A 15,230-nucleotide genomic window follows, 5' to 3' on the forward strand; every position below is an offset into this window, starting at 1 on the left:
GCTGCGTTTGATGAGGTGCATGCGGATGATGGATGCCATGTCAGAACCCCGGGATCAGGCTGATCAGGAGGTCGATGAGCTTGATCCCGATGAACGGAGCAATCACGCCGCCCACCCCGTAGATCAGCAGGTTGCGGCTGAGGATCGAGGAGGATCCGGCGGCCCGGTACTTTACGCCGCGCAGCGCCAGCGGAATCAGTGCCACGATGATCACCGCGTTGAAGATCACCGCGGAGAGGATGGCCGAGGCCGGCGAATGCAGCTGCATCAGGTTCAGCGCGGCCAGGCCCGGGAAGACCCCGACGAACATGGCCGGGATGATGGCGAAGTACTTGGCAATGTCGTTGGCGATGGAGAAGGTGGTCAGCGCGCCGCGGGTGATGAGCAGCTGTTTGCCGATGCCCACAATGTCGATCAGCTTGGTGGGGTCCGAGTCCAGGTCCACCATGTTGCCGGCTTCCTTGGCCGCGGAGGTGCCGGTGTTCATGGCCACGCCGACGTCGGCCTGGGCCAGTGCCGGGGCGTCGTTGGTGCCGTCGCCGGTCATCGCCACCAGGTGCCCGCCGGCCTGTTCGCGGCGGATCAGGGCCATCTTGTCTTCAGGGGTGGCTTCAGCGAGGAAGTCATCCACTCCCGCCTCGGCGGCAATGGCCTTGGCGGTGTACGGGTTATCGCCGGTGATCATGACGGTGCGGATGCCCATGGCCCGCAGCTGGGTGAAGCGTTCCTTCAGGCCCTCCTTAACCACGTCCTTGAGGTGGACGACGCCGAGCACCCGGGTGCCGCCGTCGGCGTCCCGGACCGCCACCAGCAGCGGAGTGCCGCCCCCGGTGGAGATCTTCTTTACCTGGTCCTCGACGGCCATCAGGACGTCCACCTCTATTCCGCCGGATTCGGCGGTCCAGTCCAGGATGGCCGAGGACGCACCCTTGCGGATCTTCGCTCCGTCGGGGAAGTCCATGCCGCTCATCCGCGTCTGCGCAGTGAACGGCACGCTGACGGAGCCGACCGGCGGTTCCGGGCGGCAGCCCTTCGCGGCGGCCAGCTCCACCACCGACTTGCCCTCCGGGGTGGGATCACCGAAGGAGGACAGCACGGCGGCGTCGATCAGGTCGGTGCTCTCGGTGCCGTTGATCGGGATGAACCCTGCGGCCTGGCGGTTGCCGTAGGTGATGGTGCCCGTTTTATCGAGCAGCAGCGTGGTGACGTCACCGGCGGCCTCCACGGCGCGGCCGGACATGGCCAGGACATTACGCTGGACCAGGCGGTCCATGCCGGCAATGCCGATGGCTGAAAGCAGCGCGCCGATGGTGGTGGGGATCAGGCAGACCAGCAGTGCCACCAGGACGGGGATGCTGACGGTGGCGGACGAGTAGCCGGCCAGCGGGTTGAGCGTCAGCACCACCACGATGAAGACCAGGGACAGGGTGGCCAGGAGGATATTCAGTGCAATCTCGTTGGGCGTCTTCTGCCGTGCGGCACCTTCGACAAGCCGGATCATCCGGTCCACGAAGGTCTCACCGGGCTTGCTGGTGATCCGGACAACTATCCGGTCCGACAGGACGCGGGTGCCGCCGGTGACGGCCGAACGGTCTCCGCCTGATTCGCGGACCACCGGAGCGGATTCGCCGGTGATTGCCGATTCGTCCACCGAGGCAATGCCGTCAATGATGTCGCCGTCGCCGGGAATAATCTGCCCGGCTACGACCACCACCACGTCATCCAGGCCCAGATCGGCCGAGGGGACCTCCGAGACGGCGGCCCCGAGGGCGGCGGGATCACGGCCGGAGTCGTAACCCTCCACCCGGTAGGCGGTGGTGGTGGCCCGGCTGTTGCGCAGGCTGGCAGCCTGCGCCTTGCCGCGGCCCTCGGCTACCGCTTCAGCGAGGTTGGCGAAGATCACGGTGGCCCAGAGCCAGCCGGCAATCAGCCAGGAGAACGCACCGGGAACGGGGGTGCCGCCGGAATCCTGCGGACCGCCGAGGAAGGGTTCGGCGACGGCGATTGCAGTGATCAGGGCGGCCCCGATTTCGACAATGAACATCACCGGGGTGCGGACCATCAGCCGCGGGTCCATTTTCCGGAAGGCTCCGGGCAGGGCGGCGGCCAGCGAGCCCGCAGTGATGCCGCGGGCGGCAGGAGCCGGCGCCGGAGCCGCTTCGGACTCCAGGGGTTTGGTAAGTGTGGACATGGTTATTGCAGTCCTTCCGCCAGGGGACCCAGCGCGAGTACGGGAAAGAAGGTCAGGGCGGTCACGATCACGGTGACGCCGCACAGCAGCGTCACGGACTGCGGCCGGTGCGTAGGCAGGGTGCCGGCCGAGGCGGGGACCTTGCCCTGCTCGGCAAAGGCTCCCGCCAGGGCGATCACGAAAATCATCGGCAGGAAGCGTCCCACCAGCATGGCCACACCGAGTGCCGTGTTCAGCCACGGGGTGTTGGCCGTAAGCCCGGCGAACGCGGAGCCGTTGTTGTTGGCCGCGGACGTGAAGGCGTACAGGACCTCACTGAACCCGTGGAGCCCGGTGTTCAGGATGGAGGTGCCCTCAATGTCGGCCCGGATGCCCGGGACCGCGAAGCTCAGCGCAGTTCCCGCCAGGACCAGGGTCGGCATGGTGAGGATGAACAGGCTGGCGAGTTTGATTTCCTTCGGACCGATCTTCTTGCCGAGGTACTCCGGGGTGCGTCCCACCAGGAGTCCGGCCACGAAGGCGGTGATGATCGCCAGGATCAGCATGCCGTAGAGCCCGGAGCCGACGCCGCCGGGGGCCACTTCGCCGAGCATCATGTTCAGCATGGCCATCATGCCGCCCAGCGGACTGAAGCTGTCATGCATGGCGTTCACCGCACCGGTGGACGTCAGCGTGCTGGTGGAGCCGAAGAGCGTGGACGCGGCGATGCCGTACCGCTGTTCCTTTCCTTCCATGGAACCGGCTGCACCGTCCGCGGCACCGAATTCGAAGGCCGTCATCGCGGCCAGCGACACCGTGAAGATTGCGGCCATGGCCGCCAGGATGGCGTACCCCTGCCGGCGGTCCCGCACCATGGTGCCGAACGTGCGGGGCAGGCTGAACGGGATAACGAGCATCAGGAAGATCTCCACCAGGTTGGTCCACCCGCTGGGATTCTCGAACGGATGGGCGGAGTTGGCGTTGAAGAACCCGCCGCCGTTGGTGCCCAGCAGCTTGATGGCTTCCTGGGAGGCCACCGGCCCGCCGGGGATGGTAGAGGTGCCGCCGATGAGGTTGGTGACCGAGGTGAAGCCGTTGAAGTTCTGAATCACGCCGCCGATCATCAGCACCACCGCGCCCAGGACTGCGCCGGGCAGCAGCAGCCGCAGCACGCCGCGGGTCAGGTCCACCCAGAAGTTGCCGATGGTGGATGAGTTGCGTCCGGCCAGCCCGCGGATCAATGCCACGGCTACGGCCAGTCCCACAGCTGCCGAGAGGAAGTTCTGCACAGCGAGGCCGAGCATCTGCACCGCGTAGCCCATGGTCACTTCCGGCGAGTAGGACTGCCAGTTGGTGTTGGCCACGAAGGACGCCGCCGTGTTGAAGGACAGGGCCTCGGGCACCGCCGGAAGTCCGAGCGAGCCCGGCAGCAGAGGCTGGATGCGCTGGAGCAGGTAGAGCAGGAGCATACTCGCTCCGGAGAACACCAGGACGCCACGCAGGTAGCTCTGCCAGGCCTGGCCGGAGGAACCGTCCACTCCGGCCAGGCGGTAGAAGCCGCGTTCTACGCGGAGGTGCTTTTCGGAGGAGTAGAGCCCGGCCATGTAGTCGCCGAGCGGCCGGTGGACCGCAGCCAGCAGGACCACCAGGCTCAGGGCCTGCGCAACCGTTACCCACCCGCCCATCAGAACCGCTCCGGGCGGATAAGAGCAACCAGGAGATAGCCGGCGGCGGCCACCCCGAGGCAGAGCGCCAGGACGTTGAAAACGATCACAGCTTTTCCACCGCCCCGGCCATCAGGACAAACGCAGCGAAAAGCCCTGCGAAGCCCACCACAAATAGAACATCAAGCACGGGAATTGCCCCCAGCCGGTCGACGTGCCGCCCCTGGCAGCACGGGCACGCCTTGTGCCGCATACGATTAGATGCCTCCGCCGGCGCCCGGATGACCATCCTCACGTTTCCCTCACGCAGGGGTGCCAAACCCTTACGGAATGCATGTACCGGGCGTTTTATGACCTCGTCTTCCGGGTCTGCCCCGGAGTGCCGCCCGGGCCGGTATACACTGTAAACTGACGCCCACCGAAGGAACACCCTTGTCACGGAACCTGCCCCTCAGCCCCGCTGCCATAGCTGCGGCCGCCGTCCGCATCGCTGACGCGGACGGTTTGGATGCGGTATCCATGCGCCGGGTGGCGGCTGAGTTCGGGGTTTCCGCCATGGCGCTCTACCGCCATGTGGCGGACCGCAGTGCCCTGCTGCTGCTGATGGCCGAGGCCGCGGCCGGGGATTACGCGCTCCTGCCGGGACGCGGCCTGGGCTGGCAGGAAACCCTCGAACATCTGGCCGACGCCCAATGGCGTGCCTTCACGGCGCACCCCTGGCTGCTGCGCATTGTTCTGACTCCGCGGCGGCTCGTGAACATGGCAACGCCGGCCGAGGTGGAACTGGTCCTTACCCGCCTGCGCTCCGCCGGCCTCAGTGAAGAAGACGGCTTTGACTGCCTGCTGGGCATCTCGGCGGCCGTGATCGGCACGGCTGCCATCGCGGCGGCGGCACACTCCGGGGCACCGGAGAAGTCCGGGCAGCCGGCAGCCGGGCATAGCCGCTGGACCACGGACGATGCAGTGGAGCATCCGCAGGCAGCCCGGTTCCAGGCCCGGGGCATCAGCTATCCGGACTCGCGCCGGTCACTGGAGTTCTTCGTCGCGAACTTCATTGCCGGCGTCGAACAGAACCTCAACAAAGCTCCGGACGCTGACAAACCGTCCGGTTTTACGGAAGGAAACAAATGAAACTGAACAACAAGACCGCGATCATCACCGGAGGCGCCGGCGGCATCGGCCAGGGCATTGTCCGGCGGTTCCTCGCCGAGGGCGCCAAGGTGGCAGTAGTGGACATCGACCAGGCGCAGGGCGACAAGCTCCTGGCCGATCTGGAGGGCAAGGGAGAGGTCATCTTCATTGCCAAGGACATCTCGCTGGCCGAAAACGCCGCAGCCATCGTGGCCGAAACCGTGGAGCGCTTCGGCGGCCTGGACATCCTGGTCAACAATGCGCACGCCTCCAAGCAGGCACCCATCATGGAAACCACGCAGGAGATCTGGGACCTGTCCTTCAACACGGGCACCATGGCGACCTTCCACCTGATGCGCGCCGCCTACCCGGAGCTGAAGAAGACCCGCGGCAGCATCATCAACTTCGGCTCGGGCGCCGGTATCAAGGGCCTGCCGAACCAGGTGGCCTACGCAGCGGCCAAGGAAGCCATCCGCGCCATCTCCCGCACCGCGGCCAATGAATGGGCCGTGGACGGCATCCGCGTGAACGTCGTCTCCCCCGTCGCGCTCACTCCCGGCATTGTCCAGTGGAGCAAGGCGTTCCCGGAGGCCTACCAGGAAGTTGTCGACGGCGTCCCGCTGGGCCGCCTGGGCGATCCCGAAACGGACATTGCCCCCATCGTCGTCTTCCTGGCCAGCGAGGATTCGCAGTACCTGACCGGCCAGACCCTCATGGCCGACGGCGGCACCATCAAGCTGTACTAAGCCAAGCTGTACTAAGACGCAGGGCCGAGAACGGCCCAGCCCAACGCCTGCAGGGCCAGCCGCCCGCTCGTTCCGTCCAGCCCGCCTGCGCCGGCGAGGACGTCCCGGGCGGCGGCCGGCACCTGCACGGTGACCGAGGTGTCCGCGAGGTTCATGGCCACGAAGAGCGAGTGGCCGGCGTCGTACACCTCGTAGACGAGCTGCTCGTTGGCCAGTGTGTGCACCCGGGTGCGGGCGGCATGCACCCAGTGGTGCCGGCGCCGCAGCCCGATCAGTTCCTGGTGCAGATGGTAGAGCGGCTGCCCGACCGCCGAGAGTTCGTCCGGCGAAGCGGGGAAGGACGGACGGATGTCGTCGTCTCCCCCGGCGCGGTCTTCCTTGATGCCGCGGTACCCCTGCTCGTCGCCGTAATAGACCACCGGCGTGCCCGGCAGGGTGAACAGGAGCACCAGTGCGTGTGCCAGCGTGCCGGAGGGATCCAGCCGGCTGGCAATGCGGGTCACGTCATGGTTGCCGATGAACGTCAGCGGAACGAAGGTGGCCAGGAAGGTGTTGTGCCGCTCCAGCGCGGCCGCCAGTTCATAGAAGTTCGCCTCGGCAAGGGAACTCCAGACCGCCTTCCACAGTTCATACTGGGTCACCGAATCCAGATGGCCGGCGAGCACGTCCGCCGGATAGTCGCCGTGGATGTACTCCCCGACGAAATAGGCTTCGGGGAACTCGCTGCGCACATCGTCCAGCACTGTGGCCCAGAACGATGACGGCACGGCGTAGGCGGCATCCAGGCGCCAGCCGTCCGCGCCGCGGCGCAGCCAGTGCTTCATCACGTCGGCCACGAAGTCCGCCACGGCCGGCTCGGCGTGGTTCAGGGCGACCAGGTGGTGGTGGCCCTCGAAGTCCGCGTAGTCCGGTTCGGTCCCGGGAGTCCAGCCCTGCGGCCAGGTGATGCCGAACCAGTCCGCCGTCGCCGCCTCCGGGCCCTGCTCCAGCGCCTGCCGGAAGGGTGCGAAGGAGCGGCCGGTGTGGTTGAAGACGCCGTCCAGCAGGACCCGGATTCCGCGGGCGTGCGCCTGCGTCACCAGTTCGTCGAAATCTGCGTCGTCGCCCAGCCGAAGGTCGATGCGGTAGTAGTCCGTGGTGTCGTACCCGTGGGTCTCGGAGGCAAACACCGGCCCGAGGGCGAGCCCGGAGGCGCCCATCTCCACGAGGTAATCCAGCCACGGCACCAGCTTCGCCAGCCCGTGCTGCGCGGGGGCCTGCTCCGGAAGTGCTGCCTTTTCGGAGCCGGCGAAGCCCAGCGGGTAGACCTGCCACCACACCACGTGATCCACCCAGTCCGGCGTCGTCATACGATTTCTTCCCTTCGCGTGGTGGAGTAATGCCCCTTACAGTCTGCCATCAGCACGCTTACCTTCGGGAATTTCCTCCCCGCCGGCTGGTTTCCGGCGCCCTAGCGCAGGCGGTCGGGGACCGAGGGGAAGTCCTTCGCCTCGTACAGCTTGGCGGCCGAGCTCATGTACTCGGTCCACTGCGCGCCGGCGATGGCGGAGCCGTCAACATAGGAACGGGTCACGCCGTTGATCGACTGGTTGTTCAACGTGGAGTACGAGTTCCAGTTGCCCACCCAGGACGCGGTGGAAATGCCGGTGGTGTAGCCCACGGTCCAGGTCTGCTCGGACATGTCGGTGGTGCCGGTCTTGGCCGCCGCCGGAACGCCGATCGGGTGGATGCTGCCAGGGGAACCCTCGACCAGTTTCTGCAGCGGCTGCGTCACGGCAGCGGCTACGTCCGCACTGATGGCGCGGGTGCATTCCCCGCCGGCGACGTCGTAATCATTGCCGGAGCCGTCGGTGACCTCGGTGATCGCGGTGGGCGTGCAGTACTCGCCGCCGCTGGCGAAGGTGGCATAGGCCGAGGCCATGGTCAGCGGCGAGACTTCCTGGCCGCCCAGGACGAAGGACGGGCTGGTGACCTCCAGCGGTTCTCCGTCGACGGCCCGGTGCACGCCCATGCTGGTGGCGGTATCGCGGATGTCGCACAGGTCGAGCCGGGCAGCCTGAGCCACGGTGGCGGTGTTGACGGACTGCGTCAGGCCCTCGGCCACCGTCATCTTCTTTTCATAGCCCTCTGAGGCGTTCTTGAATTTCCATTCGTCGAACTCCGCGTTCGCGCCGAGGCAGCTGGCCTTCCAGTCGAAGCCGGCCGGGTAGGACGTACGCGTGGCGTCGATGGTGTCGCTGAGCTTGTGGCCGGCTGCCAGCCAGGCAGCGGTGGTGAACGGCTTCATGGTCGAGCCGGGCTGGAACCCGTAGGGGGTTCCACCCATGTCCGCGTCCACGTTGAAGTTCAGCTGGGTTTTTCCGTTGCCAAGCTCCGGGGTGTACTCGGTGTTCTGTGCCATGGCCAGGATCTTGCCCGTGCCCGGTTCTACGGACACGATGGCGGAGCCGGCGCCGGAGGCGTCCCCCACCGGAACCTGTGCCTCAATCTGCTTCTGCGCCTGCGACTGCAGCCGGGAGTCCAGCGTGGTCCTGATGGTCAGCCCGCCCCGGGCCAGGAGCTTGGCGCGGTCCTTGACGTCGGCACCGAAGGCTTCGGACTGCAGGACCGTCTGTTCCACATAGCTGCAGAAGTACTGGGCCATCTCGGCTCCGGTGCAGCCCGAGACCACTGTCTGCGGGTTCAGGTCCAGTCCGGAGGCCACTGCCTCGTCATACTCCGCCTGGCTGATCTTGTCGTTCTTCAGCATGGCGGCAAGCACGGTGTCCCGACGCGCCTTCGTTGCTTCGGGGTTGGTGAACGGGTTGAAACGGCTGGGTGACTGCACCATGCCGGCCAGCATGGCCGACTGCGCCGGTGTCAGCTCCGCGGCGGAGATGCCGAAGAAGCTGCGGGCGGCTGCTTCAACCCCGTAGGTCTGCCCGCTGAAGAGCACGATGTTCAGGTACCCCTCGAGGATTTCCTCCTTCGAGTACTCCTTTTCCACTGCCACGGCCAGCTTGGCTTCCCGGAGTTTGTCGCCCAGGTCCTTGGTGCCGCTGAGCGTGAGGTCGCTGCCGCCCTTGCCGGAAGCGATGTCCCGGCTGATGAGCACGTTGTTGACGTACTGCATGGTCAGGGTTGAGGCGCCCTGGGTGTCCGAGCCGGACGCGTTGGAGGCAACGGCGCGGGCAATGCCCTTGAAGTCGATGCCGTTGTGCTCATAGAAGCGCGCATCCTCAATGGAAACGATCGCATCCTGCATGCTCTGCGACATCTCGTCCAGCTTCACCGGAACCCGGTTCTGGGCATAGAAGGTGGCCAGCAGGACGCCGTCGGCGCTGTAGATCTTCGATCCCTGGTCGAGGGGGCCGGTTTCCAGCTCATCCGGCAGCTGGTCCAGCACTCCAACGGCCATATCCGTTCCCGTGGCCGCCACAGCAGCAATGGGAATCAGGGTGCCGGCTGCCAGCACGCCGGCAAGCACGCTGACGAGGAAGAACGCAACGAGCCGTCCGGGCACGGAGAGTTTCCGGAAGAATGAGGATTTGGGGGGACGCATTCGCCCAATTTATCGACACTGCCTGTGAAGCCTCTTGACCGTCCCTGTGCCGAAAGGTATAACGCGCGGATGTGTGCATGGCCTGCAGGACCCGCGAAATCCGCGCCGTTACTGGGAAGCGGAGCAGGCTTCGGGTCTGCGGCGGAGAACCCGAGGGGCACGGGAGGCGTGTTACGCAGAGAATAAAATCACACGAAACCCGCATAGCAAAGGGAGGGGCCGCCGTCGAATATTCGACGGCGGCCCCTCCCTTTGCGGTGAGGCGGGCGCCTCACATGAACGGCTCTTTAGGCGTCGACGACAATCGCGGTGATTGCCGGGGTGCGGTTGTAGAAGCGGCGCATCCAGTTGGCGACGGCGCGTTCAATGACGTCTTCGAGCTCCTCGCCCTTCGGTCCGCGGCCGGTGGCGGCGTTGGCCAGGGCCTTCTCCACCGCCTCCTCCGCCTTGCGCAGGTCCTCGGACTTGACGGTGAAGCCCTTGGTGAAGAACTCAGCCGGCTCGGCGATGGTGCCGGTGTCGGCATCGACCAGGGCCAGCACCGTTACGGCACCTTCCTCGGCCAGCTGCATGCGTTCCTTCAAGGTTTCCTCGGTGGTGTGGCCGACGCTGTCGCCGTCCACGAAGACCAGGTCCACCTGGTGCTTGCCGGAGATCGTTGCCCGGCCGCGGCGCAGGTCAACGGTCATGCCGTTTTCCGCGATGACCACGTCGCGGGCATCCATGCCGGTCTCCACCGCAATGGCTCCGTTGGCCTTGAGGTGGCGCCATTCGCCGTGCACCGGCATCACGTTGCGCGGCTTGACGATGTTGTAGCAGTAGGCGAGTTCGCCGGCGCTGGCGTGGCCGGAGACGTGCACCTTGGCATTGCCCTTGTGCACGACGTTGGCGCCGATCTTGGTCAGGTTGTTGATGATGCCGTAGATGGCGTTCTCGTTACCCGGGATCAGCGAACTGGCCAGCAGCACGGTGTCGCCCTCGTGGATGCGGATCTGGTGGTCCTTGTTCGCCATCCGGGACAGCGCGGCCATCGGCTCCCCCTGCGAACCGGTGCAGATCAGCACCACCTTGTGGTCATCGGTGCGCTGCAGCGACTTGAAGTCCACCAAGATGCCCTTGGGGATGTTCAGGTAGCCCAGTTCCTCGGCGATGGTCATGTTGCGGATCATCGAGCGGCCCACGAAGGAGACCTTGCGGTTGTAGCGCGATGCCGCGTCGATGACCTGCTGGATGCGGTGGATGTGGCTGGCGAAGCTGGAAACGATGATGCGGCGCGGCGCGGTGCGGAACACCGTGTCGATGGCCGGGGCCAGTTCCTTTTCCGAGGCCATGAAGCCGGGAACCTCGGCGTTGGTGGAGTCGGTGAGGAACAGGTCCACGCCCTCCACGCCGAGCCGGGCGAAGCCGGTGAGGTCGGTGATGCGGCGGTCAAGGGGGAACTGGTCCATCTTGAAGTCGCCGGTGTGCAGTGCCATGCCGGCCGCCGTGCGGATGGCAATGGCCAGGCCGTCGGGGATGGAGTGGTTCACCGCGAGGAACTCAAGGTCGAAGCCGCCGATGGTGCGGCGGTCGCCTTCCTTGACCTGGATCAGCTTGGGCTTGATCCGGTGTTCCTTCAGCTTGGCTTCGATGAAGGCCAGGGTCAGCTTGGAGCCGACAATGGGGATATCGGAGCGCTCACGCAGCAGGTACGGCACGCCGCCGATGTGGTCTTCGTGGCCGTGCGTCAGGACCACGGCGACGACGTCCTGCAGACGGTCGCGGATGGCAGTGAAATCAGGCAGGATCAGGTTTACGCCCGGGTGTTCTTCTTCGGGGAAGAGCACGCCGCAGTCAACGATCAGCAGCTTGCCGTCGAATTCGAAAACGGTCATGTTCCTGCCGATTTCGCCAAGGCCGCCGAGGTTCATGACGCGCATGGTTCCCTTGGCTAGTTCCCGGGGGGCTTTCAGGACGGCAGGTGTTCTATTCACGGATGAGGGTTCTTTCGTCGGGGATGGGATTTGCAGGTGGAACGGCAGCCGTGCGGCGGCATTCCGGAAGTCTGTGGTGCGGCCAGAACAGGGCCGGCAGCTGTTGTGCTTCTTTCATTCTATTGACTTTTCCGGCGCGCCGGGGACACCGGGCTCTCCCGGAGAGTCTCAGGGTGCTTCGGCGGGGATCCTGCGGGCGATCGGCGGAGACGTGCGGGCGGCTTTCGGTGCTGCTTTTGCCGGCCCTCAGGCCCGCTGGAGCGCGTTCTTCTGCGACCGGTTGATCCCTGTGCTGCGGCCGCAGTTGGTGCAGGTAAACGCATAGCGGCGGCTGGTGGTGAAGATCGGGATGAAGAAGAGCGTCAGGCGGTTGGCACGTTCCTCCACCTGCTGCTCCGCGTAGACACCGCAGTACTGGCAGGTGGCGGGGCGGGAGAAGAGGGTGCGGAGCACGGTTTTGAATCCAATGAGCACGAACATCCGACCAGCCTACGTCGCGGGGGCAGGCCGGGGAACGGGGACACGCGGGCTTTACTAAGGTTGCTTAGCAATGATTGGGGTGGATATCTTTCCCGCATGGACGACCGCTCTCCGCATTTGGACCCTCCGCGTCTGGAGTACCTGCTGCCGCTGAAATGGAGCGCGGACACCGGCCTGGCTGAGCTGGCGGACTACTTGAAGCTGCTCAGTGCGCATGTCCGGGTCCTGGTGGTGGACGGCTCCGGCGACGAGCTGTTTGCGGCACACGCCCGGTCCTTCCCTGCCGGGGTGCGCCATTACCGCCCCCGGCACCCCGAGTGCCGAAACGGCAAGGTCAACGGCGTCCTCACCGGCGTCGACATGGCCGAGGCTGAATACCTCGTGATTGCCGACGACGATGTCCGCTACACCCCGGAGCAGCTGGAAAGAATCTGCGCCCTCCTGGGGGACGCCGACGTCGTCCGTCCACAGAACTACTTTGCTTCCCTACCTTCCGCGCGCTCGTCCCTGCCGTCCTCCGTACCGTCTTCCGTGCACCCTCGCCTTCCCCTGCCGTGGCACGCCCGGTGGGACACCGGCCGGACCCTGCTGAACCGTGCGTTCGGCGCCGATTACCCGGGAACGCTCGCGGTGCGGACAGAGGTGCTTCGGCGGACGGGCGGTTACAGCGGGGACGCGTTGTTCGAGAATCTCGAGCTGTTGCGCACTGTCCGTGCGGCCGGCGGAACCGAGGTGCGCGCCGACGACCTGTTTGTTGCCCGGCTTCCCTCCTCCACGTCGCAGTTCTTCCGGCAGCGGGTACGCCAGGCCTACGACGATCTGGCCCAGCCGCTGCGGTTGGCTGCCGAGCTGTCTCTGCTCCCGGTGCTTTTGCGCAGCGCCCGCAGGCCTGGACGACTGGCGGCTCTTTCTGCTGCCGTTGCCGCAGCGGCCGAATATGGACGCCGGCGCAACGGCGGGCGGCAGGTGTTCGGGCCGACGTCGGCCCTTTGGGCTCCGTTGTGGATTCTCGAGCGGGCGGTGTGTGTCTGGCTCGCGGTGCAGTGGCGGCTGCGCGGCGGGGTGCCGTACTCCGGTGTGCGGCTGAAGACTGCAGCGCATTCGGTCCGCCGGATCCGACAGCGAATGCTGGGCTAAGCCTCCGGGTTCCTGCGAGCGCTGCCGGGTTTGCTGCCGGGTTTGCAGGCGGGTTTATGGAGGTGCCTCTTGGTGGCGTTTGGGAGAGCAACTCACCGAGTCAGGACCGTAGATCGCCTGCAGGTGTTTGGCTCGGGGGTTGGCCGGTTGCCTTGGTCCGGTTGTCGTGGTCAGGTGCGTGTCGCGGTTCCTGTCGTGCGTTGGTTTCGGTGCTGCGAGCGCGATCGGACACCCCCTGCGCAAGGGTTCTTCGAGAGCAGATGAGATCCGCGGGTCAGTACGCCGGGTCCACTCCTACGGAATAGTGCCGCGTGGAGCTCCACGGTTAACGGCGGGTCGAAGGAGTAGCCACGCTGGGTTTGGCCTCCCACTCAGGATTTGGCCTCCCACACCGGGGATGGCATTCGTCCGGGCCCGGCATGGGATTCCCCCGGGGCCCGGCATGGCTCGGATTCAGCTGAAGTGCCGGCGACCACGGGCTCCGTGCCCTGCGCGCCGTACTCGCACCGGCGTCGGCGTCGGCGTCGGCCGGACCTCCCTGCGCCGTACTGGCGGGCGTCGGGCACCGTGCCCCTATACACCGTGCAGATCACCGGATTCCTGCCCCAACGCCGAACACCACCCTCGCCCGGCAAAAACAGGTAGTACATCGCGTATTTAGTTCCTTCCTCTTGCCGTCCGGGACCGATAAACTCGAACACATGTTCGAATATTCACCTTCTCAACGGCACTACGGACCGGACAAGTCCCGTGTCAGCAGCGTGCTGGTGAATACGTGGGTTGGCGCGCTCAGCGACGAGAGCGAGACCGAACCCGCACAGCAGCCTGATGCCGAACTCATCGACCGGATACGTGCCCTTGAGGAATTGAAGGCAGCGGCATCGGCGGCACAGGCCCGAGCGGCTGCGGCGTTCGATGCCTCCCAGCGCCGGAAGCAGGCACTGGCGGAAGTGCCAAAGGACAAGCAGGGCTGTGGAGTGGCGTCGCAGATCGCTTTGGCCCGGAGGGAATCGGCTAACCGCGGCGGCCGGCTGCTGGGGTTCGCCAAGGCGCTGACGCAGGAAATGCCCTGCACCCTGCAGGCGCTGAGTCAGGGAAAGATCAGCGAGTGGCGGGCAACATTGCTGGTGCGGGAGACGGCGTGCCTCAGCGTCGAGGACCGGCAGCGTGTTGACCGGGAGATAGCAGGGAATCCGGAGTTGCTGGAGACTCTGGGTGATCGGCAGATCATCTCCCGCGCCAGGACGGCGGCCTACCGTCTGGACCCGCGGGCCGCCGTGAACCGGGCTGCGAAGGCCGCCTCGGAACGTTTCGTGTCCTGCCGTCCGGCTCCGGACACCATGACCTACCTGACAGGCCTGCTCCCAGTGGCTCAGGGGGTGGGCGTTTACGCTGCCCTGTCACAGGAGGCTGACCGGCTCACCGCTGCCGGCGACGGCCGCACCCGGGGACAGATCATGGCGGACACCCTTGTAGGACGGATTACCGGCCAGGCACACCCGGACTCGATGAAGGTGGAGGTCCAGCTGGTGATGACGGACCGGACACTGCTCGCCGGAGAGTCGGAACCGGCATTCGTTCCCGGGTACGGCCCGGTTCCGGCGCAGTGGGCCCGGGATCTTGTCCGGAGCCGGAGCCGGGGAAAGGGCAAGGGCAAGAGTTGGGGTCAGGACAAGGGCCAAGGTCGGGGCCAGGACAAGGGCCAGCAGGAGAGCCAGACTAAACGTAAGCAAGAAGGTCGGGGGCAGGACAGGAACGTCCAGACCTTCATTCGCAGGTTGTATGCGGCTCCCGGAACCGGTGAGCTGGTGGCCATGGACGCAAGGGCACGCCTGTTCCCGACTTCCCTTGCCCGCTTCATCGCCGCACGGGATCAGACCTGCCGGATGCCGTGGTGTGGCGCACCAATCCGGCACTTCGACCACATCCGCCCGCATAGCAGGGGTGGTCCCACCAAAGCCGAGAACGGACAGGGACTTTGCGAGGCGTGCAACCATGCCAAGGAAGCCCCGGGCTGGTCAGCCGAGGTAGTCAAACCTCCGGGCACTGGGGGCATCGCAGGGGCGTTGGGTGGTAACGGTGCAACAGGGGCAATCGGTGCGCCGGGTGCGCCGGGTGCAGCGAGCGCAACAGGTGCAGCAGGGGAAATCGGGATGGTCGGCGGGCCCGGGATGGTCGGATCACCCGGACACACCGTGGAGACCTCCACCCCAACCGGGCACACTTACCGATCCACCGCGCCACCCTTGGTAGGCACGCCGGAGGACGTCTCGGCTGTTGTTGATCGGGTGATGGCCGACCTCGTTTGGGCAGCATAAGGCTGACTCCCCCGGCGCTCGCCGATCCGACCCCCGACCCGACCCTGCCCCCACCTGCCACCCTCTGCCC

General features: G+C 66.1%; 11 protein-coding genes. 4 read left to right on the top strand and 7 right to left on the bottom strand.

Features of this window, described 5'->3' with window-relative positions:
* Window positions 1-40: 40 nt before the first annotated feature.
* Genes kdpB through kdpF form a run of 3 tightly spaced genes read right to left on the bottom strand, consistent with a single transcriptional unit; the run spans window position 41 to window position 3,944 of the window.
* Complete coding sequence (gene kdpB, locus NNX37_RS09455; protein WP_255792230.1) at window positions 41-2,191, bottom strand: potassium-transporting ATPase subunit KdpB; 2,151 nt, start codon at window positions 2,189-2,191, stop codon at window positions 41-43.
* A 2-nt stretch (window positions 2,192-2,193) separates the two neighbouring features.
* The gene (kdpA, locus tag NNX37_RS09460) at window positions 2,194-3,855 is read right to left on the bottom strand and encodes a potassium-transporting ATPase subunit KdpA (RefSeq protein ID WP_255792231.1); all 1,662 of its coding nucleotides are present in this window, start codon (window positions 3,853-3,855) and stop codon (window positions 2,194-2,196) included.
* Window positions 3,855-3,944 carry a K(+)-transporting ATPase subunit F gene (kdpF, locus tag NNX37_RS09465; protein ID WP_255792234.1) on the bottom strand — a complete coding sequence of 30 codons (90 nt, stop codon included), beginning with the start codon at window positions 3,942-3,944 and terminating at the stop codon, window positions 3,855-3,857. Before kdpF ends, kdpA begins: the two co-directional genes overlap by 1 nt.
* A 322-nt stretch (window positions 3,945-4,266) precedes the next feature.
* Between kdpF and NNX37_RS09470 the strand changes: the two genes are divergently transcribed.
* Both NNX37_RS09470 and NNX37_RS09475 read left to right on the top strand, forming a co-directional pair.
* Window positions 4,267-4,965 (top strand): TetR/AcrR family transcriptional regulator, encoded by a 699-nt coding sequence (locus NNX37_RS09470; protein ID WP_255792236.1) that lies wholly within the window; start codon window positions 4,267-4,269, stop codon window positions 4,963-4,965.
* Complete coding sequence (locus NNX37_RS09475; RefSeq protein WP_255792237.1) at window positions 4,962-5,711, top strand: SDR family NAD(P)-dependent oxidoreductase; 750 nt, start codon at window positions 4,962-4,964, stop codon at window positions 5,709-5,711. Before NNX37_RS09470 ends, NNX37_RS09475 begins: the two co-directional genes overlap by 4 nt.
* A gap of 11 nt (window positions 5,712-5,722) precedes the next feature.
* On the opposite strand, the gene NNX37_RS09480 is transcribed toward NNX37_RS09475, so the two are convergent.
* From NNX37_RS09480 to NNX37_RS09495, 4 genes are all read right to left on the bottom strand, one after another.
* Window positions 5,723-7,060, bottom strand: coding sequence for an alpha-amylase family glycosyl hydrolase (locus NNX37_RS09480; RefSeq protein WP_255792238.1), 1,338 nt, complete (start codon window positions 7,058-7,060; stop codon window positions 5,723-5,725).
* A 101-nt stretch (window positions 7,061-7,161) separates the two neighbouring features.
* Window positions 7,162-9,252, bottom strand: coding sequence for a transglycosylase domain-containing protein (locus tag NNX37_RS09485; protein ID WP_255792239.1), 2,091 nt, complete (start codon window positions 9,250-9,252; stop codon window positions 7,162-7,164).
* 287 nt (window positions 9,253-9,539) lie between these two features.
* Window positions 9,540-11,171 carry a ribonuclease J gene (locus NNX37_RS09490; protein ID WP_255792830.1) on the bottom strand — a complete coding sequence of 544 codons (1,632 nt, stop codon included), beginning with the start codon at window positions 11,169-11,171 and terminating at the stop codon, window positions 9,540-9,542.
* Between the two features lie 300 nt (window positions 11,172-11,471).
* Window positions 11,472-11,705 carry a zinc-ribbon domain-containing protein gene (locus tag NNX37_RS09495; protein WP_255792241.1) on the bottom strand — a complete coding sequence of 78 codons (234 nt, stop codon included), beginning with the start codon at window positions 11,703-11,705 and terminating at the stop codon, window positions 11,472-11,474.
* A gap of 96 nt (window positions 11,706-11,801) precedes the next feature.
* Between NNX37_RS09495 and NNX37_RS09500 the strand changes: the two genes are divergently transcribed.
* Window positions 11,802-12,842, top strand: coding sequence for a glycosyltransferase (locus NNX37_RS09500; protein WP_255792242.1), 1,041 nt, complete (start codon window positions 11,802-11,804; stop codon window positions 12,840-12,842).
* Window positions 12,843-13,543: 701 nt separating this feature from the next.
* Entirely contained in the window at window positions 13,544-15,160 is a 1,617-nt protein-coding gene (locus tag NNX37_RS09505) for an HNH endonuclease (RefSeq protein ID WP_304659255.1), read from the top strand.
* Window positions 15,161-15,230 lie beyond the last annotated feature (70 nt).

The organism is Arthrobacter zhaoxinii (assembly GCF_024385505.1).
Classification (GTDB): Bacteria; Actinomycetota; Actinomycetes; order Actinomycetales; family Micrococcaceae; genus Arthrobacter_B; species Arthrobacter_B zhaoxinii.

Bases quoted from the DNA above. Each gene is read 5' to 3' on its own strand.
- kdpB (WP_255792230.1), bottom strand. From the start codon at position 2,191: ATGTCCACACTTACCAAACCCCTGGAGTCCGAAGCGGCTCCGGCGCCG.
- kdpA (WP_255792231.1), bottom strand. From the start codon at position 3,855: ATGGGCGGGTGGGTAACGGTTGCGCAGGCCCTGAGCCTGGTGGTCCTG.
- NNX37_RS09475 (WP_255792237.1), top strand. From the start codon at position 4,962: ATGAAACTGAACAACAAGACCGCGATCATCACCGGAGGCGCCGGCGGC.
- NNX37_RS09480 (WP_255792238.1), bottom strand. From the start codon at position 7,060: ATGACGACGCCGGACTGGGTGGATCACGTGGTGTGGTGGCAGGTCTAC.
- NNX37_RS09485 (WP_255792239.1), bottom strand. From the start codon at position 9,252: ATGCGTCCCCCCAAATCCTCATTCTTCCGGAAACTCTCCGTGCCCGGA.
- NNX37_RS09490 (WP_255792830.1), bottom strand. From the start codon at position 11,171: ATGCGCGTCATGAACCTCGGCGGCCTTGGCGAAATCGGCAGGAACATG.
- NNX37_RS09495 (WP_255792241.1), bottom strand. From the start codon at position 11,705: ATGTTCGTGCTCATTGGATTCAAAACCGTGCTCCGCACCCTCTTCTCC.
- NNX37_RS09500 (WP_255792242.1), top strand. From the start codon at position 11,802: ATGGACGACCGCTCTCCGCATTTGGACCCTCCGCGTCTGGAGTACCTG.
- NNX37_RS09505 (WP_304659255.1), top strand. From the start codon at position 13,544: ATGTTCGAATATTCACCTTCTCAACGGCACTACGGACCGGACAAGTCC.